This is a genomic window from Stenotrophomonas sp. TWI1183, from assembly GCF_039673115.1.
Classification (GTDB): domain Bacteria; phylum Pseudomonadota; class Gammaproteobacteria; order Xanthomonadales; family Xanthomonadaceae; genus Stenotrophomonas; species Stenotrophomonas maltophilia_AA.
This window is the reverse complement of sequence record NZ_JBDJKZ010000013.1, coordinates 1-18,388: the sequence shown is the minus strand read 5'-3', so window position 1 is coordinate 18,388 and position 18,388 is coordinate 1. Positions and strand designations below refer to the sequence as shown.

Sequence of the window (18,388 nt, the reverse complement as noted above, 5' to 3'; positions counted from 1 at the left end):
TATGGCAAGCGCAGCTTCACTGTTCCACTCGGATAACGCTGAGGTTGAAACGCTGAATCGGCGGGTAAGGCCCAGCGATGGGCAGCGAGAGTATCTTCTGGAGCACAAGAATGAGTTGGCCGCATGGCTGGCGAGCGACCTGGATGACCTCGGCATGGAGGTTTCCCATTTCATTCAAGGTTCTTACAAATTCCACACCCTCATCCGCCCGCTCAAGAAGGGCGATGAGTACGACGTCGACCTCGGCCTGTACTTCAAGGGCAGACCACACACAGACGTTGATCCTGCGGAACTGAGAGAAGCAGTTCAGCGCAGCCTGCGTCGCTACAGCGCCCAGAACGAGGAGATACATTCTATTGAAGAGCCGAAGGAGCGCTGCTGTAGGGCCAAGTACAAGCAGTCCTTCCACATCGATGTCCCCGTCTACCAAGAGACGCCGGCAGGGCGCGATGTTCGGCTCGCGACGCTCTCCAAGGGCTGGGAGCGAAGCGACCCATCGGCCATGATCGCCTGGTTTGACGAGGCAATCGGCGGCACCGCAGCCAACAGAGCGATAATTCGCCGTCTGATTCGCTACTTGAAGGCATGGTCCGCCCTGACGTTCCGGTCTCCGGCCATCGGCCCCTCATCATTGATGTTGACGATCCTCGTCGTCGACGCTTTCAAGCAGGTGGTCACAGATGACGATGAAGATGATGATGCCTTGGCGAAGGTCGTAGACGCCATCTATCAGCGCCTTATCTCTGACAGGGTTGTGCCTAACCCTATCCAGGGCGATAGCGACGACGATCTCAACAGACTCAGCGAGCAAGACCACGGGCACTTTCTTGAGAAGCTTGCCGCACTGGCGGACGTTTCAGACAGAGCAGTCTGCTGCGAGGATGTCTCTGAGGCCGCCACAATCTGGTCAGAGGCATTCAGCTATGTCATCCCCCTTCCCGAAGACCTTGGTGTTCTGGCAGCATCCCAGAATGGTTTGAGCGTGCCGACCCCAGACATTGCCATCAAGATGTCGGCAGCCAATTCCAATGCCGTGGATCGGACTTTCCGCGGGCGAGTCGACCACGCCCGTATCGGAGAGGGGATGACATTCGAAATCACCAACCCCGAGGTCATCCCCAACGGAGCGCAGGTCCGGTGGGTCGTTCGGAACTCTGGCAATGACGCACTTTCGACCAGTGATCTCGGTCATATGACCCCCGATGATGGCACCTTCCGCCAGTTTGAGAGGGCGGCCTACCGAGGGCGGCATTTCATGGACTGTGAGGTATGGCTGCACGGCAGGTTGCGTTCGGTGACGCGCGTTCCAGTCACAATTGATAGGATCGCAATGCCGCCACGTACTCGGGCAACACGCCCGGCGTACACCAAGTTGATGAGACGTTAAGGACAATCGAAAATGGCAGGAGCACAGCCCGAAGGCGACCTGTTCACCCTGATGCACCGCATCTTTCAAGATGCCTGGTCTGCCGCATCTACTGATTTCTCAGGACTGGGGCTCGTCCTGTACCGACCAGGGCATGCCCTTCCGCATGCGTCGCTGAGGGAAGCTGTGCCTGCGGAGCTGGAAGAGGCAATTGGCGCCAATCAAATCGCCCGCGTTCTCTCTCGACTTGCGAGCGTTCGCTCGCCCTGGCACGACGGGTTTCACTTCGTTGATGCTTCCGATGTTCGCTTAACGCATGTTGCGCAGTACATCAGTCCTCCAATCCCACCGCGCATCGGGTTGTGCAGTTTCATGGGGGGGGCGAGGCACATGTCGGCCGTCTTGGCATCGCGGATTGATGGCGTTGCGATGGTCGGCGTACTCACGAGCAAGGGGGAGATTTCGATGTATGTGGACGGTGAGCGCCTGTGGCATCAAGAGGAGAGGGCGTGATGTTGAGTCTGAGTCGGGAGGAGTTCAAAAAGCTTGTCCAAATTTTGCTGTGGTTCAACGCAATTCTCTTCACTGTGGTCTGGCTGATTAGGATGTGGGTGGGAGCGACGCCGGGCGCGGCCGCAGTTCAGTCGATCTCCATTTCCATTGCCCTTACTACAGCCCTCCCTCTCATCGGAATGAACCTGACATGGAAGTGGCCGCGCTTGGCGCGGCTGGCCAGTCGTCCAATCGTTCATGGATTGTGGTGGGGAGAGATCAAGCCGATCTACCAAGGGGAAGCAATTCCCCCAATACCGATCGCGTTTGTCATACGACAGCAGTACGCGTCGTTGTCCATCCAGTCCTTCACTTCCAGCATTCCTGCAGATTCCACGATCGAGGTCTTCGAACGGAGTGAGAAGAGCACCGATGTCTACCTGAAGTACGTGTATCACATGACACGAGAGGCAAATGCTGAGAACAAAGCAACAGTGGGATATGGTCGACTCCGCCTCGAACGGGCTGGCCAGGAACTTGGCGGGAGCTACTGGACGAACTCACCAACGTCTGGGCAAATTCGGTTGAAGCTTGTCACGCGAGAGTGTGATGACATCAACTGCTTCGAGTCAGCCAGAGAAGCCGCCGATAAGAAGGGTTTTTTAGTCAAGTAAGAGCAGGCTTGACCTCATGTGGCGTGAGGGGTTGGGCTCAGCCGTGGAGCTCAGGCACGCACACGGCTGAAGTGCGTCACTATCATGTCTGCGTCCAGTCCTTCAGACCTCGGTATCATCTTCATGAAGACGGGCGGCCGGATTGCGCTCAACCGCCCCTGCCTGGAAGTAGCCCACCACACTGCCTCACTCAATCTCGAGGGACGTCGCCCTGATTGGTGCCAGCTCGGGGGAGAGAGTGGTAGCAGCCTATCCTCCCTCCCTACAGCCCTGCCTTTCTTAGCAGGCATTGCAATGCCTGACCCCTTAGCGAACTTGAGCCATATAGCGGCTAAGTTCTACTTCAAGAGACGACCAGCTGGATTATCCTCTGCCGCCCCCGTCTGAAAGTACCCAATCACACTTGCCACGGATCGGTGTTCCGTCATCGCCATCACTGCCGGCAGCGGCACTCCTTGCTTCCCCGCCTCGGTCACAAACCCCGACCTTAAGCTGTGGGCTCCAAAATCCCCCTCCAGTCCTGCCATTCTGGGACGACGCTTCACGATCGACGCCACCGAACCAGGGAGGAGGGCAGGGCCTACCCGAGCCTTCCAATTCCGGCGGAAGATCGCCCCCTCTTGGATCCCCGCCGCCGCAAGCGAGGCGGCGAGCGCTTCTGCACTGCGCCCCAAGATGGGCTTGTCCGGCGTCGAATCCACCGTTACGCCCGCCTGCTGGGTCTTCGAATACTCAAGCCGGTAGATGTAGCCGTCCTCGCCGACCTTGCGCAGATCCCGCATATCCGCGGCAGCGATCTCGCTGCGCCGGCGGCCGCCACTGGCAAAGCCGAAGCAGAGCAGGGCGCGATCGCGGCGGCCTTCCAGGCTGTCGTCACACGTGGCAAGCATGGCCTCCAGCTCGGCACGAGTAATGGCGGTCTTCTTGGTCGGGCGCTCGCCCCGTTTGACCGAAGCACGCCGCGCCCGGCTTAGCAGCGTACGGACGCTGGGCAGTTAGCAGGGGTTGGCCAAGCGCTTGAGCTTGTGTGCCGTCGAGAGCACTGCGACGCGCTGGACCACGGTCGAAAGCTTCAACGGCCCGGTCTTGGCCAGACTGAAAAATCAGCCAGATCTGAGCGCGAGAGCCTGGCTGAGCACGTCAGATCTGTCGAAAACCGCGCATTGGGTGATCTTGATCGCGCTAGACAAGAGAGCAAGGTGTTGCAGGCGCAGCTAGCCAGCGCACTGAAAAGACATGCGTCGATTGAAGCAGAGATGCGCGGTAACCTCGAAAAGGCACGCACAGCCACTGCGGCGGCAGTACAAACGGCGGACAATCAGCGGGGCCGATGTGCAGCTCTAGAAGAGCAGCTGGCCAAGCTCCAGAACTTGCCGGCGGATCTAGAGACTGCGCTTAGGAAAAGCCAGGTGACCGCTCGCCCACGGAAGACAAGCTCCAAGCAGAGAGCTAAGAAGAGCTCACCGCAGGACACGAATTAGGAACACTGGCTCGGCCAGAGCCCATCTCGGGACATCAATTAGGATCACTATTGACGATGATTTGCTCCTAATTGATGTCCCGGCTGGCGTTTTGGGTAGAAAAAAAGCCTTTGAATTCAATAGGGGGCGCGATCTAGGAACAAAAGGACATCAATTAGGAACACCGACAACCGTCAGTGCCGACTAGGTACAGGCTCCTAGCGTCTTTACATAATATACATTATGCGAAATGGATGATGGGCAGACTTTCGTGGGTTTGGCTCTGGATCAAGTCTTGCCTCCCTTCCCGGGAACCCAACAAGGACGAGATCGCAGCATGACCATGATGGATCCGCACGACCGCATAGACATGACCGGCCCTTGGACCGGTTTCGGCTTTCAGGGGGGGGGGGGGCATGTTCACCTCCGAGGCCCACAGCCTTGAACCCTGCGATATGACCTGGTGGTCGCTGAGACGCCCCAAGCGCGGGCGACGCGGCCACCGTAGGGGCGATGCCCGTACACCCCTCGGCCTTAGCTGAAGCCCCTGAGCCAGCTCCAGTTATTGGTTAGCAGCCCCGTTAGCAGCCACAACCCGACGTAGACGACAGCTACTACTCCGGACGCCGATAGCGCTTGAATGGTCCGGATCCGCCATGGCGCAGCGATTGGTAGCAGGGCCATCGGGATCGGGCGGGCTATGGCCTCTTTGCTGGTCACGCTGATTATTGAGGGCACATCCGCTTGTACTGCAGCCATGTCAAACCACAGGTCCTCACCCGGGGCCAACGTAGACACAGAGATCGCGATCCGATTATGGGCGATGGTTTCGTTATGAAATGGCCGTGGTGGCCAAAGGTTGAATGACTGAGGCGGGAAGTTCAAGACTATAACAATGCCTGTAAGCGGCACTTTCCCTGTATTGCGCACGTAAAACGAGCTGACGTTTAGCACGGGGGCCTGAAGTGTAATGTTCCCATCACCATCCGTGAATGGAGGCAATATATGGCTGATTGATGTTCTTTGGCCCCATGCCATGGAAATTCGAGGCTTGCCTATCCACTTTCCAAGCAAACTTAGGATGCCAACGGCAAGTGACGTGATTTCCTTGCTGTACTCGAGAATTGCCATAAGCCCCTCCCCCGCCCTGCAATTTTGGGCATGATAGCTCAGCGTCACGTCATCCGCCCCCGTATCGGTTCTGGACCGATTCGGGGAACGTGCGAATGGGGCGCTCTGCAACGCTAATCATGGCGTCGCCGCCTGTCGGCATGGCAGGAATGGGAACAGCGGCAGGTTGAGCCTGGGCGGAACCGGGCAAGTCTGCACTGGTTTGCATGTCGCGCTGCTGCTTATACGGGCTGTAGACAGGCCCGTGGCGCGCAAGGGTGCGGCACTCAGGCTGCGCGAGAGGTCGTAACGGGTGCCCTGCTCTGTCATGCACGTACACGACGCCTCAGAGCGCTTTCCGTTGGCGTCAAGACCTTCCATGCTCGACATGCAGATCAGTTGTGGATCGGTGGTAATGGCGCGCTCCCGGGCATCGTTCCGAAGCGCGGCAGATGTGCTTTCGCGTAGTCGGTAGGCGTTTCGTACACGCGCGCCGCGTCCGCACCCACCCTCGCTGCGCTCCCGGCAGTTGCGGCCGCACGCGTGATCGGTTCGGTAGCCGGTGGACGTCCGCCCTCTACACCAGCGATCTTGGCAGCGAAGTACCACCTGACGACAAGCAGCAAGACGGCCAGCGCAACGACGCCGACCATGAGCCAGCGTATCCGCATGGGAAGCTGACGCTTCGTCGTGACCATGGTGGTGCTGGTGTAGTAGTCAAGAACGTACTTGGGGCGAACCCAATCAACGGTGTCACTACACGCGGTCTGGACATTGCTCTGGTACTGGTTCCAGCGCTTGAGCTTGGTCTTTGAGCGGATGATCGATGAGCAGTTCATGTACCAGGCAGGCATTCTATTCGCGGGCATATGCCTTCGGAAACATACGCCTCCGCTCAGGCCAGAGCGGACGCCGCGCGGGATTGGCTCAATATGGCGGCGTTCGAAGCGATACTGAGCCCGAGTGCCGTCCATGGCCGCACCCTGACGCAGTGCCTGCAATCTGGGAGCGTTCTGGGCGTGTGGATTGGGGAACTCAAGCTGTTTCTCTTTCCTTCATGGCAGCTGGACTCTACTGGGATGCCTTTGCCAGTGCTGTCGGAGGTGCTGTCGCTACTGCGTGGCCCATATGGCGTTTCAGCCGGCGACCCGACGCCAGGTTGGGAGGAAGTCGAATGGCTGATCGCTCCGCGGCCAACATCTTGCTGACGTCGCGCTTTCGCAAGGCATTGACGATCATCAATGCACCTGGTCGTACCGACATGGCGGAGGTTGCAAGGGTCAACCGATCGCAGTTGAGAAGACGGTTGCTGAGTCTGGCCGCGCCGCGAAGCGGCGGCGGCTTGAATGGCTCGTCAGACTGAGAGTTTCCGTCCACGTTCCACGCTCAATACTCGGTATCGAAAAATACGCATCCATCGCCTGCCGCAGCAATTCTCACCAACTGATCAACCGTATATCCCTGCGTGTTCCGAATTACCAATTTTGCGTGCTTCCTTGAGGCTGCAGCCGCAATGCGGACAACCTGATCGACCGTCTTGCCATTGGAACTTAACGTCATGCCGCCACCCGCAGCTGCAATGCGAACTATCTGGTCGATTGTAAGTGCCATTTTAATTTTCCTCTTAGCTGCAGTTCGTGCAAAGTTTTACCAGGGGGTCGCGCAGCCTATTCAGTCCGCTGCGTGAAGCGTGTTCGGCTCGAACTATACTCCGTGCGTCACCGTTCAAATACCCGCTCTAGCATATATACGACTGAGAATGAAATGCCAATACCGAAGAAGTAACGCAGAAATGTCGTTGATGTTTCAAGCCGACCTTTCCAAGTCTTGGCTAGTGTGTCGTACTTTGGGCTATCAGGCGTTTGCTTCCCCTCTTCGACTTTAGCCCAGTAGTAGTTTCTGGTTGCGTCGGCGTGCCAACAGTACAGGCCTGCCACCGTGGCAGCCGCCATGAAAAGAACTGAGCCTGCGATAGTGTAGAGCTGAAGCTGGGTAAGCTTGGGCTCAATCTTTGTCGTCAGCGCCAAGAAGAACACAGCAAGTGCGGCGGTGGAAAAGGAGATCAGATGTTTGCGGTACTCGAAGGCAGACTCCCGCGCTCGCTCGTGTAGCTCGTCCGCAAAATCTTGACCGCGCCGCTCGTATCCGTTGCCCACAAGTCCCCCTTAATGGTTGAGTGACGCCTAAGAACAATCAGACCGCTGCAGCCTGGTGCCGCGTGGAGTGTCGCCGATCTCGCGTCGACTGGGAATAGGAAAAATCCTAGGGGCGCTCAACAACCGGTTGTTGGCCGCGCAGCTAGGGTCTTGCCGCGGCTGCTGCCAGCGTTACTCGGCTTTGAGTATCCGCTGCCGCAGCTTCTCAGTGCTATTTTCAGTCATCGCTTCACCTGCTGCGAGGTCCATGCCGGAAGCCGCCCTCCAGTCATCGATGCACACCTCTGACTGGTCCGGATCTGATGAGGGGCATGCAGTGCATGCCGAGCGCGTCGAGGCCGGAGTCGCCTTCCACCTCACCCGCACCGCAGATGTCTCCCAGCGTCTGCCCAGGCTGATCGGCAGCAGCGCTGAGTGTAGCTGCGACCCGCTGATCATCGCCGCCGGCGCCGCCGCCACGTGCTTGGACGTCCCTCTCCCTATCCAATGTCGCGCGCAAGGTCTACCTGGTTGGCTGCGGCACCCTGACGGCAGAGAAGATCATGCGGAACGAGCTGTTCTCACTTTGCCGCCGGCAAGAGCCCTGAAAAATCATCTCAGCATCAGCCCCGTTCGGGGCATGCCTGCCCGCTGTCCGGATCACTTAGCTCTCTCGTCTCGGTGCCGCGCTTAGCGTGCTTTGCTGCCAGCCTGCGCCGCGCCAAGTCAATTCAGCATACCGAGCACCATGGGCGCCCTTCGCTGCTTCTGCGGTAAATGCGCGCTCCAGGTCCAATGGATCAGACGGAGCCTTGGGCCCCATCGCACACAAGCATTGGATTGGATCGTCATATTTCATGCGTTTGGCCATTGAAAGACCGCTGCAAATGAGAAACCGCGATTGCGTGATCTCGCTCAGTTCGAAGGCTCGCTGATGACTCCATCGGGAGACGCTGACTCCGCTATCCATGACAGGCACGATAACCCAGTCCGGTTGGAGGTCCTCGATCAGCGAGGACGCTGCCTGCATCTTGAAATCCTGACAGATAAGCACCATCACGCGACCTAGAGCATCCACATCGGCGATAACCAGAGTTTTGCAGCTACTTGAGGCCTCGTAAATTTGATCAGACTTGGGTTGCAGGCTAAGCTGGCGCGCGACGTCACCTGAGATGAAGGCAGGCCAAATTTTGCGCTGGCGCCACAAGACCACCCCGAGACCATTCATAAGCCGCATCTCGTTGAAGGGAAAATCGCCGTTAGGGTCGGCCAAGTCACCGGTACCGGCCGCAATCAGTCCATAGCCGATTGCATTGTTACGCTGTAGGTATTTGGCTAGTTCTTCAGCCGCGGTCGCATCCACAGCAAACTCTGGAGCAATTAGTATATCGCCACCCTCGCTCGCGCTCACCGCGCGGGACAACCGGTCTACCACATCGATGTCCGACGAAAGGGAGTAGCTAACGTATTCTCGCCCGCCCGTCTCGCGTAACTCAAGCGACAAATCTGCGTCCTGCTCCATCATGGGAACACTTACGACTCGCTCATGCCCGCGCCTCCTTACGGGAGAGATCCCGTCTGTGGCGCTCAGCGAAACAACCACATGGTCTATCGTGAGTGCCATTTGTTTATGTCGGATCGATCTTGTGTAAACGGTCAGCGCACTGAATCGATCTGCCAAGGTTTCGGCATGTGACGCAAAAGCGTCGCGAGGCGGCCGGCACAGTGGCCCCCGAGGCAGCAATCGAAAGTCGCCGCTCTCTGCATAGATCCCGTAGGTGTTGCGTTGTTCCCGGTAGCGCCTAAGCCAGGCCGGAACTCTGCTGGCGCGAGTTTCCCCCGCTGCTGTCAACGAACGAGGATGTATTCGAAGAAATGCATCGTCGAACTCCTGCAAAAGCGCTAGGATCTGTGGACGGGCAATTGCCTCATCGTGCCTAGGGATGACTCTGCCGAGCGTGCTTAGCAGGTCTTCCTCGTCATCCTTAGCTAGAGCGCCACGCACCAAAGTGCGAAAATCATTACTGTCCAATGAGGCCGCGAGTCGTTCACTGGTGGACCAGTCAGCCGCCCATCGCCAGTAGCGGATAAACAACTCGCCCACGCTGGTGGGCGTTCCCCAGGCGTCCTTCTGCTTCACCTACCGCTCCTTGGGCTTCCGTGCATCGTCAAAAATACGCGCGCGCTCAATTAGGGAATGAATGGCTGCGTTAAGAACCTCGGTGCCTTCCGGACCTTGGCGCGCGATCACTTCCTGAGCAAGGCGCATGACCCCAGGGCTGATAGGCTCCGATGGCTCTCGCAACCTCACCGACCGAATTGCCGCGGCATCTATGATTCTCATGGCAGCTTGCACGATGCTCGCCATTTGGCTGGCACGTAGCTTGGTGGTCAACAAGCGCAGTTTTTCAATAGTCTGGGGGACGAATGCCAGCCTCAATCCTAGCGTTCCAGCGTGTGGCCCGCGTCCCGGCCGGTCATGCACTGCTTCCAAGTACCTGCTGGCGAAGGCATGCGCCTGCGCGTCCGATACGGTCGGCGATGAAAACAGAGCGCACAACTGCTGGAAGCGTACCGCGTTCATGACAATGGCCGGCTGGGCATCGAGTGCTTTAAGTGCAAACTGTGCAGCCGTAGCGGGATCAACAAGATCATCGTTGAAACGAAGGGCGATGCTCATACTTGCGTTCGCCGCCACGCGACGCGCATCGCTGCTTGCAGTATCCCACTCCCTGTCATTGCTCCCGGCGACAGTTGTAGCCTTAATGAAATGCCCTAGCGCCTCCTGCGGTCGAGCGTTCTTGAGCGCGACCTCTCCAAGCAGCACGTCCATTTCTGCCATCATCACAGCCAAGCTTGCTGTTTGCTCAGGCGTGGGATCCATGTCCTCTGCGTAGCGCACCAGCTCTTGAATCTCCTCTACGGAGTGGCGCGTTGCATCTTCACTACTCCACTGATACCAAGCCATCCAGGCGGCCCGGTTCCGAAATTCAAGGCGTCTAACCACGTCATCCACAGACGAGCTGTCGCTCAGAGCGAAGTCGATTTCCTCTAGCAGCCCCACTTCTGAAAGCTCGGCATCAATAGCTCCGCCTGCTGAGCTGAGCAGCCGCTCAAGCAAAAGCAAGTACGTCTCGCGCCATTCGGCGGGATTGTCATTGAACAGTCGGCGTAAGAGCTGGCGCAGGTTCTCACGAACCGAGCCAATGTCCGGCTCGAATTCCGGATCGTCCAATTCTGCAGCCAACTCAACCAATGCTGCGACATAGCGATAGTCCAGCGCCTCCTCGTCATGCACGAAGCCCCAGGCTGAGTCAACTAGGCGGGAGAGTTCTGTGATTGTGCGCGCGGGCTCCGCAGCTGCAAGTTTGTTCACGTAGTCAATTGTTGCACTGCGCCGGTCATGCCCCTGCCGGCGCCTGACTTGCATCCGCAGGTCGTCCCCAATATGTGGCGGAGTTATTTCCTCATCCAGAATGGCTGACGCCAGTCTGCAGTAGTTAAGCGTGAGGGGATCCAGTGCGGCATCCTGCGCTGAAAATGGCGCCAAGGTCTCGTAAAATGGCACATTGTCGCTGGCAGACACGCTCAGTTGGGCGAAATCGCGCGTCACTTCCTCGGCTGTAAAAGCTCCGCTTTTTGCGAGGACCGCCAGCGCCCGAGCACGTGCATCGCTCTCTTCGGACGTGTCGGCGCGAGCCACTCGCATCGGGATCGCGCGAAGTCCGACCTTGTTCCCGCGCGCCTCGCGGATGGAGGCCGCCACTTTGCCGGTGCCATCAATATTCTGTCGATTTAACACAAGGCACAGCGCCACCTCATCGGGCATCTGCATCGTGCAAAGTCCAGCAACGTCGGCCAAGCCTGTCCGGCTGTCGATCAGGACCAAGTCATAATTAGCTTTTGCCCAACGTCTCCACAGCTTAATCAGCACGCCACCTGCGCTCTCCTTAAACAGAAGCTGCCATGGGAACGAGCTCAACGCCTGGCTGTAGGGAACGCTTCCATCAGCGCCGACCTCAACCCGAGGCGAGCCTGGACCCATGTAATGCAGCTCCCCAGCAAACGAAATGGCTTGAGGGTCTGAAATAGGGTGCACGCGCTGGCTGAATCTTGCTCCATCAGCAAATGCTTCGATCAATGCGTCCATTTCCTCGGAGTCAGACAGCTTCTCAACCGACCGGTACCACTCCCACATGACGTTGAGGACACCCTCTGAGTGCTTGGCTGTTTCCATCACCTCAGGGTTGCTCAAGCCGCGGAAGTAATACAGCAGACCTGGGGCCTCCAGATCCCAGTCCATCACCAACACCTTCTTATGGTGGGACGCAGCAAGATAAGCGAGGTTGGCCAGCGCCATCGTTCGTCCGACCCCGCCCTTAAATGAGTAGAAGGTTACGATCCTGCCACGGGATGCGTCACCGTCCATAGGCACACCTCGGAGCATCGCTGTTCTCCGCATCGGCACCAAGGATCGCCAGATCACGCAGATGTGGATCTGGCTGCACGCGAGCCTCCATTTGTTTCACGAGCACCTGCTTGATCAATTTTGACTCCGCTGCTTGCGACTGTTGCCCAGCCTCCTGAAGCGCTGGTTCACTGCTGATGTCTGCCAATGCTCGACCCAGTGGTGTCAAGTAGTTGGTGGTGACGCGCCCGTCCCTGCGGAAAGCTGAGATGCCGTGCCGCCGGAGTTTCTTGAGTTTTCTCGAGACGGTCTCCTCAGTTTCACCGGTGAGCTCGGCCAGTCGACTATTGGTCTGTCCGCCCCTCTGCAATTCTGCGATGTAGGGCGCGAGCGGGGTGCTGCGTGCGATGTCCTGAACCCTATCCGGAGCTCTTTTTGATGCGGCCTGCGCCGCCACAAGCTGGGCGAAGCCAACCACGCCCGCCTGATAGGCCAAGTGCAGCGGGACCTCGCGCTCTGCGGTGACCTCCGCGCTGGGTTGCAGCACTACCCCCTGAGCTGTGGCTAGCAGACTAAGCTGTCGCGCCAAGCTATTTAGTTCTGCGGCGCTGCCGTGCAAAGCCTCCTCCAGGCGCTCAGCGAGGCTGGCGAGGTCCGTACGGTCCAACAGCCCGCGAAAATCACTAGGTGAGCCTAGGGCTTGCTCGATGCGGGAGTGGGTAGCAGGCATGGGAGTCTAGGCCGGTTGTGGTCGGGGCGGTCAATGATGCATCAATGATATCCTGACTTCCACCCTACACCCTTTTTGGTTCAGCGATCGACGCTGCGGCCGCCTCTAGAACCATGGAAGAAGTCAGTTCTAACGAATTCTTCACGCTGCCCGGACACGGCCGGGATCGCGCTGGCCACTCCCATTGCCAATGGCCGTCATCAAAGACGCCGCGCTCGCTTGTGCGCCAGGGCCGCCTTGGCGCGCCACCCCATCACCGCCCCCCCCGCCGCGAAACCGATCGCGTAGTGCAGGCCGACGTTGGGTCCGGTACCAATCAGTGCGATCACGCCACTGACCAGCCCTAGCACGGGGTACACCAACCCCAGCAGCAGCGCCCGCAACGAATGGGACCGTTCAATGCCCGCCAAGCCGGCTTGGCGCCAGCGCACGAACCCATCGTGGAGCAAGGCGTGGCTGAGCGCGGCAATCCCGCCCAATAGGACTCCGGCGAGAACGTGATACAGCTCGCTGGATGCCTGGGCATGCAGCGCCGACATGACAGGAAATAGCGCGATGAAGAGCACGAGCATGGTCATGTCCGCTGCGTGCGCACGTCGGGAAATTGCGGGTGTCATCGGTGTGTCTCCTTCTGTTGTGCGATGAAGTGGGTGGTTGCGTCTGGGTCGTCCCAAAGTGGCCGTACGTGCGCACGATCGGCATGGTGCTGTGCGGCCATGGCCTGGTCATGCCACCAGCCATGGCGTGATCGCCACGCCTTGGACGGGCGATAAAAGTTAGCGTGCTGCAGTTCGATAAATCCTTTGCGTCTAAGGAATGCGGGCAGCCTGGCATTCTGCACGCGCTCCACGAACAGGGCCGGCCACGGAATCAAGGTATCGCACAGCTCAACGAATTCGGTAAGCCAACCCCGGCCTTTGAGGCGTGGGTTGAGCTGAATATTGCTCAGGCTCAGCACGGGAACGGCCTCACCCAGCCCGGCCAACGGCTGTCGCGCGTGCTTGATCCAGATCCGGGTGCCGGCGCGCTTGAGCTCAACGCAGTCGGGGATCTCGGCGGCATCGACGAGCGAGATCCATTTGAAGAGCTGCAATTCGATGCTGGGGATCCGGTTCAACTGGGCGTTACCCATCACGGATCAGGTACCTCATGGGTCTATGGCGGCGAGCGGGATCCGGGGGCTGGACTGCCGCCCTGCCCTGCTTGCGGGAGATCGAGCTGGAGTAGTTATCGCATCGGTCATCGGCTTACCCCGAGCGCGCCTTGCGGGCGGGTTTTGCCTTGGTTCGCGCGGGCGCTGCCGGCGGTGTGAGTGCAGCGCGCACCTGCTCGGGTAGATCGCCCAGGCGCTCGAGCTGGCTGGCATAGGCGCTGGCCAGCGCGCTTTGGATGTCCCGCTCGCGCAGTGCTTGGACGCCGGCCTGTTCGGCCTGCTGGCGTGCCGCCCTTAGTTCGCTGAGCTCCCGCTGGTGCTGACGAGTTTTCGTGTTGACGCTGTGCTGGAACTGCTGCAGGGCTTGGCGTGCTCGGTCCACCTCGGCCAGGGCGCGGTCCTCAGTGGGCCGCAGATGCGCCAGTAGTTCATCGCGCTCGGCGGTGTGCTGGTTGGTTTTCTGCGCCAGCTCGTTGCGCAGCGCGTCCAACTGTCGCTCTAGGTGTTCGTTGCGCGTGTAGGCGCCGTCGTGTTGGCGGCGCAAATCGTCGCGCTGGTCGTGTAGCTGTTGCAGCTGCTCGCGCAGGGCTGCGGCGGTGGCCTCGGCCGTTTGGGCCTGTTGCCGGGCCGGGTCAGTTGCTCCAGCGTCTGGGTGCGCTCGTGCACGAGCGCCTCCTGCTGGTTGGTCAGGGCCGCCTGCGCCGCATGCAGGTCGGCGCGTTCGCCGGCGATGGCGCCTGCGCGTGCTTTTCGGCGGCCTCCAAGGCGGCGGCCCAGCAGCGCTGGGCCAGCGCATCCACGGTCGCGGGCACATCCGGGCGACCCTGCTCGCGGGCGCGTTGGCGCAGGCGTGCGCCAACGCTGGCCCACCAGCTTTCCAGGTGACGGGTCACGGTATTGGGGGAGCCGGTCCCCAGATGCGCACGGATGCGCTCCACCGTGGGGCGTCCGCCGCCGGCGATGAGGTCGTCGGCGGCGTGGTGGACGTCCAGCTCGGTGAGGCCGCGGGCCAAGGCGACATCTCCAACTCCGGAAAGGAACGAATTTGGGCTGGTGTTCCGATAATGTAGAATTACCGGAACTACGACGCTTCAAGGGGAGGGCGGCCCATGCCACAGCTACTGCTCCCGGCAACGCTGCCAACCACCAGCAGCATGGATTTGCTCCCATCCATTCGGGAGCTTTCGGAACGCTTGACCGCCGATACATGCGGTTCCCGAGCGTTTGGAGGCGTCTGACCCCAAGGGAGGCAGGTTGATCACGTTGTCCGAAGGACCCGGCCGCCCAGCGCGTTGGGCCTCAGCTGACAGACTGAGAGCCTCAACGCGTTCGCAGTACGCCTTCATGCTGGGATGCGGGTGGTTCAGCCATGCCAATTCTTGGCAGTTGAAGGGCGTGGTGCTCTTTGACATCGAGTTGTAGGCAGCCTTGGGCGCCGTAGGCAACGGCTTGGGTCTGGGGCCCGTTGCAGAGTGCAACTGAGCCTGCGAAGACCAGGCAAGCGAAAAAAGCAGCAATCCTGCTGAAATCCTTTTGAGCATGAGCTTCCCCTTGTAGCTGGGGGAAGCTTACCGCCTCAATCGTACCGCTGGTGAGTTCCCTGCCCGGCTCGAACATCAGGCGCACGCGCAATCTCGACTCGCGCGGCGCCTGTGCTCAACTCAAGCCGACGCTGCAGCTGCAATCTTGATCGACTTGACGTTGACAAACTCCTTCAGACCTTCCGGGCCGTGCTCACGACCGTAGCCGGACGCCTTCACGCCACCGAACGGAAGCGCTGGCGATGCGACGTCGAAGGTGTTGATGAACACCATGCCCGTGTCGAAATACTTGCTGGCCAGCTCCCGGGCGCGCTGCACGTCACGGCTGAAGATGCCCCCGCCGAGGCCGTAGCGGCTGTCGTTGGCGATGCGCATCGCATCCTCATCGTCCTCGGCGCGGATGATGGCCGCTGCAGGACCGAACAGCTCATCCTCGTAGGCCACCTGCCCCGGTGCTACATCTGCCAGCACGGTGGCCGGGTAGAACCAGCCCGTGCGGTCTGGCACCTCGCCGCCAACCACCAGACGCCCTCCCTGCGAGACGCTCTTGGTCACTTGTTCGTGCAGCTTGTCGCGCTGTGCCTTGGAGACCATCGGGCCGAGCTGGGTGTCGTCGGCATTCGGGTCGCCCATCCGGATTGCTTCGAACGCCGTTGCATAAGCGCTGACGAAGGCATCGTAGTTCTTCTTTGTCACGATAAAGCGCTTGGCGTTGACGCAGGTCTGCCCGTTGTTGAACAGGCGGCCTTTGACGCAGGTCGCCACCGCCAGGTCGAGGTCGGCATCGTCGAGCACCAGATAGGCATCGTTGGAGCCCAACTCAAGCACCGTCTTCTTCAGGGCCGCGCCGGCCTTGGCGGCCACGGTGCGCCCTGCCGCCTCGCTGCCGGTCAGGGTCACCGCGCGCACCAGATCGTTTTCCACGATGTCATTCGATTGATCGTGGCTGATCAACAGGACCCCGAACAGCCCTTTCGGCAGCCCGGCACTTTCGTAGATGTCACGCAGCAGCAGTCCACTGCCGGTGCAGCTTTCGGCGTGTTTGAGGAGAACGCCATTGCCTGCCATCAGGCTGGCGATGGAATAGCGGATCGCCTGGTAGGCCGGGAAGTTCCACGGCTGAATGCCGTAAACCACGCCGATCGGCGCGTGGGTTACGATGCCGGTGGCGCCTTCGACATCGCGCTCCTCGTCGGCGAGGACGACAGGCCCCTGCTTGGCGGTGTAGTCACAGATACCGGCACACAGCTCGATTTCAGTACGGCTGTCTTCAATGAGCTTGCCGACCTCGTCGGTCATCAGCTGTGCAAATTCTTCCTTGCGCTCGCGAAGTGCCTTGGCGATGCCCGCGATCACCTTTGCTCGCTCATCCAGGCTGCGCAGACGCCATTGCGTAAACGCTTCATGGCTTGCTTTCACGACGGCGGCGGCTTCGGCGTCAGACATGTAGGAATAGGTAGAGACCACTTCCTCGGTCAGCGGATTGATCGTGGTCAGTTGCTTGTTGGGCATGGAAAGAGACTCTGCACTGCAAAAGGAGGTCCATAGAGGGTCGTCGTCGTGCGGTTCCTCCACCGTGAAATCTTCAGCGATGCGCATCACTGGAGGTTCACTGGATCTCGTTGGTTCAGTGCGCGTTCGGGACGGAAGCATCAGGTGTGTTTCGCATGGACGCTGGGCATTTCAGTAGAAATACTGACCGCAGGACAGTGGATACGCGCTTGTCGCGGTGCGGCATGCAGACGACAGTGGTCATGGAACCTTATGAGCCCATTGCCATGCGCCTGATGACTTGCGTGTCCTCGATTTCGCTGATGATGTCGATCATGCTGCTCCCCGCCTGCCAGCGCCAGGAGAACCCGCCTGCCCGCTCGGAAGCAGCGCCAGCGCCGTCACCGGAGACCCGCCCCGCTGCAGCCGACGACCAGGATCAGGCCGAGGCGCGCGCGATCGCGAAGGAGGCCTACATCTATGCGTTTGCGATGCTCGAGAATTACAACACGCTCTACAAGCAGGTGGCCTCGCCCGACGCCCCGGAGTACGTCGGCGGCTTCGGCAGGTTCCGGCACTATTCCGAGCTGTATACGCCGGACAACCACGACGTGGTGACGCCCAACAACGACACGCCCTACTCCTGGGCCTGGCTGGATCTGCGCGCGGAACCCTGGGTCGTGACCGTGCCCAAGGTGCCCGAGGGGCGTTACTACGTGCAGCAGTGGGTGGACCTGTTCACCTACAACTTTGCCTACATCGGTTCGCGCGCGACCGGCAACGGGGCGGGCAGCTATCTGATTGCCGGGCCGGGCTGGAAAGGCGACAAGCCGGTTGGCATCAAAGAGGTGTTTCCATCTGAAACCTCGCTGGTCCTCACGCTCACCCGCACCGCGTTGAACAGCCCTGGGGACATCGCCAACGTCAAGAAGATCCAGGAAGGGATGAAGCTGCAGCCTTTGAGCAGTTACCTGAAGACCCCGGCGCCTCCAGCCGCTGCGCAGATCGAGTTCCCCCCGTATGACGCCGAGAAGGCGCATTCGCACGACTTCATCCGCTATCTGAATTTCCTGCTGCAGTTCACCCAGCCGACGAATCCGGACGAAGCCGGGCTGATGGCGCGTTTCGCCAAGATAGGTATCGGTCCCGGGCAGCCTTTCGATGCCACTGCGCTGAGCCCGGCCCGTCTGGCCGCCATCGATGCCGGCGTCACCGATGCCAAGGCGGCGATGGCCGAAAAGGCCAAGGCCACGCTCTCGTCCAATGGCCTGTTCGGCTCGCGCGCGTTCCTGAAAAACGACTACCTCACCCGTGCCATCGGGGCCGAGAAGGGGTTGTATGGAAATTCGATCGAGGAGGCTTGGTACGGCGGGTATGTAGGCGACGGCAACGCGCTGTCGATGATCCACTTCAGCAAGGACGCCCTGCCCCCGGCGAAGTTCTTCTGGTCGGTCACGCTGTACGCGCTGCCGGACCGTTTCCTGTATGCCAACGACCTGAAACGCTACTCCATCGGTGACCGCACCCCCGGACTCAAGTACGACGCCGACGGCGGGCTGACGCTGTATATCGGCCACGCCTCTCCCGGGAAGGAGAAGGAGAGCAACTGGCTGCCGGCACCGGCCGGCCCCTACAGCGCGGTCGGGCGTGTTTACGGCCCGAGTCGCGCCGCCATCGAAGGCAAGTGGAACCTGCCGACCCTGCAGCCGGTGCAGAACCCGACCCCCTGATTCAAGGAGAGATGCATGTACCACCATCGAATTCGATCGGCTACGGGAATCGGGATGCTGCTTGCCCTGGCCAGCGGCATGATGCTCAGCGCCTGCGG

At 60.0% G+C, this 18,388-nt stretch carries 16 protein-coding genes and 2 pseudogenes; 6 read left to right on the top strand and 12 right to left on the bottom strand.

The window, feature by feature from the left end; genetic code table 11:
* The first annotated feature begins 1 nt into the window (after position 1).
* From ABE434_RS12775 to ABE434_RS12765, 3 genes are read left to right on the top strand one after another with little or no spacing between them, the layout of a single operon-like run.
* On the top strand, positions 2–1,387 hold the full coding sequence (locus ABE434_RS12775) for a cyclic GMP-AMP synthase DncV-like nucleotidyltransferase (RefSeq protein WP_346479099.1): 1,386 nt from the start codon (positions 2–4) through the stop codon (positions 1,385–1,387).
* 12 nt (positions 1,388–1,399) lie between these two features.
* On the top strand, positions 1,400–1,879 hold the full coding sequence (locus ABE434_RS12770; protein WP_346479098.1) for a hypothetical protein: 480 nt from the start codon (positions 1,400–1,402) through the stop codon (positions 1,877–1,879).
* Positions 1,879–2,532 (top strand): hypothetical protein, encoded by a 654-nt coding sequence (locus ABE434_RS12765; protein ID WP_346479156.1) that lies wholly within the window; start codon positions 1,879–1,881, stop codon positions 2,530–2,532. The genes ABE434_RS12770 and ABE434_RS12765 overlap by 1 nt, the downstream gene beginning before the upstream one ends.
* A gap of 338 nt (positions 2,533–2,870) precedes the next feature.
* Here the strand turns inward: ABE434_RS12765 and ABE434_RS12760 are convergent.
* Positions 2,871–3,623: pseudogene (locus ABE434_RS12760) on the bottom strand (site-specific integrase); the annotation flags it as partial.
* 1,874 nt (positions 3,624–5,497) lie between these two features.
* Positions 5,498–5,956, bottom strand: a complete 459-nt coding sequence (locus ABE434_RS12755; RefSeq protein ID WP_346479097.1) for a hypothetical protein — start codon at positions 5,954–5,956, stop codon at positions 5,498–5,500.
* Between the two features lie 320 nt (positions 5,957–6,276).
* Between ABE434_RS12755 and ABE434_RS12750 the strand changes: the two genes are divergently transcribed.
* Positions 6,277–6,465: a hypothetical protein gene (locus tag ABE434_RS12750; RefSeq protein ID WP_346479096.1), complete on the top strand. Its 189-nt coding sequence runs from the start codon at positions 6,277–6,279 to the stop codon at positions 6,463–6,465.
* Positions 6,466–6,488: 23 nt separating this feature from the next.
* Here the strand turns inward: ABE434_RS12750 and ABE434_RS12745 are convergent, their stop codons facing one another.
* Positions 6,489–6,713 carry a hypothetical protein gene (locus ABE434_RS12745; protein WP_346479095.1) on the bottom strand — a complete coding sequence of 75 codons (225 nt, stop codon included), beginning with the start codon at positions 6,711–6,713 and terminating at the stop codon, positions 6,489–6,491.
* A 107-nt stretch (positions 6,714–6,820) separates the two neighbouring features.
* Positions 6,821–7,258 carry a hypothetical protein gene (locus tag ABE434_RS12740; protein WP_346479094.1) on the bottom strand — a complete coding sequence of 146 codons (438 nt, stop codon included), beginning with the start codon at positions 7,256–7,258 and terminating at the stop codon, positions 6,821–6,823.
* A gap of 364 nt (positions 7,259–7,622) precedes the next feature.
* Here ABE434_RS12740 and ABE434_RS12735 point away from each other — a divergent pair.
* Positions 7,623–7,821: pseudogene (locus tag ABE434_RS12735) on the top strand (thioredoxin-disulfide reductase); the annotation flags it as partial.
* A gap of 80 nt (positions 7,822–7,901) precedes the next feature.
* Here the strand turns inward: ABE434_RS12735 and ABE434_RS12730 are convergent.
* The 8 genes from ABE434_RS12730 to ABE434_RS12695 all read right to left on the bottom strand — a co-directional run bounded on the left by ABE434_RS12730 (position 7,902) and on the right by ABE434_RS12695 (position 16,668).
* The gene (locus ABE434_RS12730; RefSeq protein WP_346479093.1) at positions 7,902–9,377 is read right to left on the bottom strand and encodes a hypothetical protein; all 1,476 of its coding nucleotides are present in this window, start codon (positions 9,375–9,377) and stop codon (positions 7,902–7,904) included.
* Positions 9,378–11,666 (bottom strand): AAA family ATPase, encoded by a 2,289-nt coding sequence (locus ABE434_RS12725; RefSeq protein ID WP_346479092.1) that lies wholly within the window; start codon positions 11,664–11,666, stop codon positions 9,378–9,380.
* A complete protein-coding gene (locus ABE434_RS12720; protein WP_346479091.1) occupies positions 11,656–12,192 on the bottom strand; it encodes a winged helix-turn-helix domain-containing protein in 537 nt (178 codons plus the stop codon). Before ABE434_RS12720 ends, ABE434_RS12725 begins: the two co-directional genes overlap by 11 nt.
* Before the next feature lie 383 nt (positions 12,193–12,575).
* The gene (locus tag ABE434_RS12715; protein ID WP_346479090.1) at positions 12,576–12,953 is read right to left on the bottom strand and encodes a hypothetical protein; all 378 of its coding nucleotides are present in this window, start codon (positions 12,951–12,953) and stop codon (positions 12,576–12,578) included.
* A 35-nt stretch (positions 12,954–12,988) separates the two neighbouring features.
* Positions 12,989–13,507: a hypothetical protein gene (locus ABE434_RS12710; RefSeq protein WP_346479089.1), complete on the bottom strand. Its 519-nt coding sequence runs from the start codon at positions 13,505–13,507 to the stop codon at positions 12,989–12,991.
* A 115-nt stretch (positions 13,508–13,622) separates the two neighbouring features.
* The gene (locus ABE434_RS12705) at positions 13,623–14,018 is read right to left on the bottom strand and encodes a hypothetical protein (RefSeq protein ID WP_346479088.1); all 396 of its coding nucleotides are present in this window, start codon (positions 14,016–14,018) and stop codon (positions 13,623–13,625) included.
* A 196-nt stretch (positions 14,019–14,214) separates the two neighbouring features.
* Positions 14,215–14,541 carry a DNA-binding protein gene (locus ABE434_RS12700; protein ID WP_346479087.1) on the bottom strand — a complete coding sequence of 109 codons (327 nt, stop codon included), beginning with the start codon at positions 14,539–14,541 and terminating at the stop codon, positions 14,215–14,217.
* 648 nt (positions 14,542–15,189) lie between these two features.
* The gene (locus ABE434_RS12695) at positions 15,190–16,668 is read right to left on the bottom strand and encodes an aldehyde dehydrogenase family protein (RefSeq protein ID WP_346479086.1); all 1,479 of its coding nucleotides are present in this window, start codon (positions 16,666–16,668) and stop codon (positions 15,190–15,192) included.
* A gap of 179 nt (positions 16,669–16,847) precedes the next feature.
* On the opposite strand from ABE434_RS12695, the gene ABE434_RS12690 reads away from it, so the two are divergent.
* On the top strand, positions 16,848–18,290 hold the full coding sequence (locus ABE434_RS12690) for a DUF1254 domain-containing protein (protein ID WP_346479085.1): 1,443 nt from the start codon (positions 16,848–16,850) through the stop codon (positions 18,288–18,290).
* Positions 18,291–18,388 lie beyond the last annotated feature (98 nt).

What these genes read in the sequence shown, in the direction of transcription:
- ABE434_RS12775 (WP_346479099.1), top strand. Translation starts at nt 2, where the DNA reads ATGGCAAGCGCAGCTTCACTGTTCCACTCGGATAACGCTGAGGTTGAA.
- ABE434_RS12765 (WP_346479156.1), top strand. Translation starts at nt 1,879, where the DNA reads ATGTTGAGTCTGAGTCGGGAGGAGTTCAAAAAGCTTGTCCAAATTTTG.
- ABE434_RS12750 (WP_346479096.1), top strand. Translation starts at nt 6,277, where the DNA reads ATGGCTGATCGCTCCGCGGCCAACATCTTGCTGACGTCGCGCTTTCGC.
- ABE434_RS12725 (WP_346479092.1), bottom strand. Translation starts at nt 11,666, where the DNA reads ATGGACGGTGACGCATCCCGTGGCAGGATCGTAACCTTCTACTCATTT.
- ABE434_RS12715 (WP_346479090.1), bottom strand. Translation starts at nt 12,953, where the DNA reads ATGACCATGCTCGTGCTCTTCATCGCGCTATTTCCTGTCATGTCGGCG.
- ABE434_RS12695 (WP_346479086.1), bottom strand. Translation starts at nt 16,668, where the DNA reads ATGCGCATCGCTGAAGATTTCACGGTGGAGGAACCGCACGACGACGAC.
- ABE434_RS12690 (WP_346479085.1), top strand. Translation starts at nt 16,848, where the DNA reads ATGCGCCTGATGACTTGCGTGTCCTCGATTTCGCTGATGATGTCGATC.
- ABE434_RS12710 (WP_346479089.1), bottom strand. Translation starts at nt 13,507, where the DNA reads ATGGGTAACGCCCAGTTGAACCGGATCCCCAGCATCGAATTGCAGCTC.
- ABE434_RS12755 (WP_346479097.1), bottom strand. Translation starts at nt 5,956, where the DNA reads ATGCCTGCCTGGTACATGAACTGCTCATCGATCATCCGCTCAAAGACC.
- ABE434_RS12770 (WP_346479098.1), top strand. Translation starts at nt 1,400, where the DNA reads ATGGCAGGAGCACAGCCCGAAGGCGACCTGTTCACCCTGATGCACCGC.
- ABE434_RS12745 (WP_346479095.1), bottom strand. Translation starts at nt 6,713, where the DNA reads ATGGCACTTACAATCGACCAGATAGTTCGCATTGCAGCTGCGGGTGGC.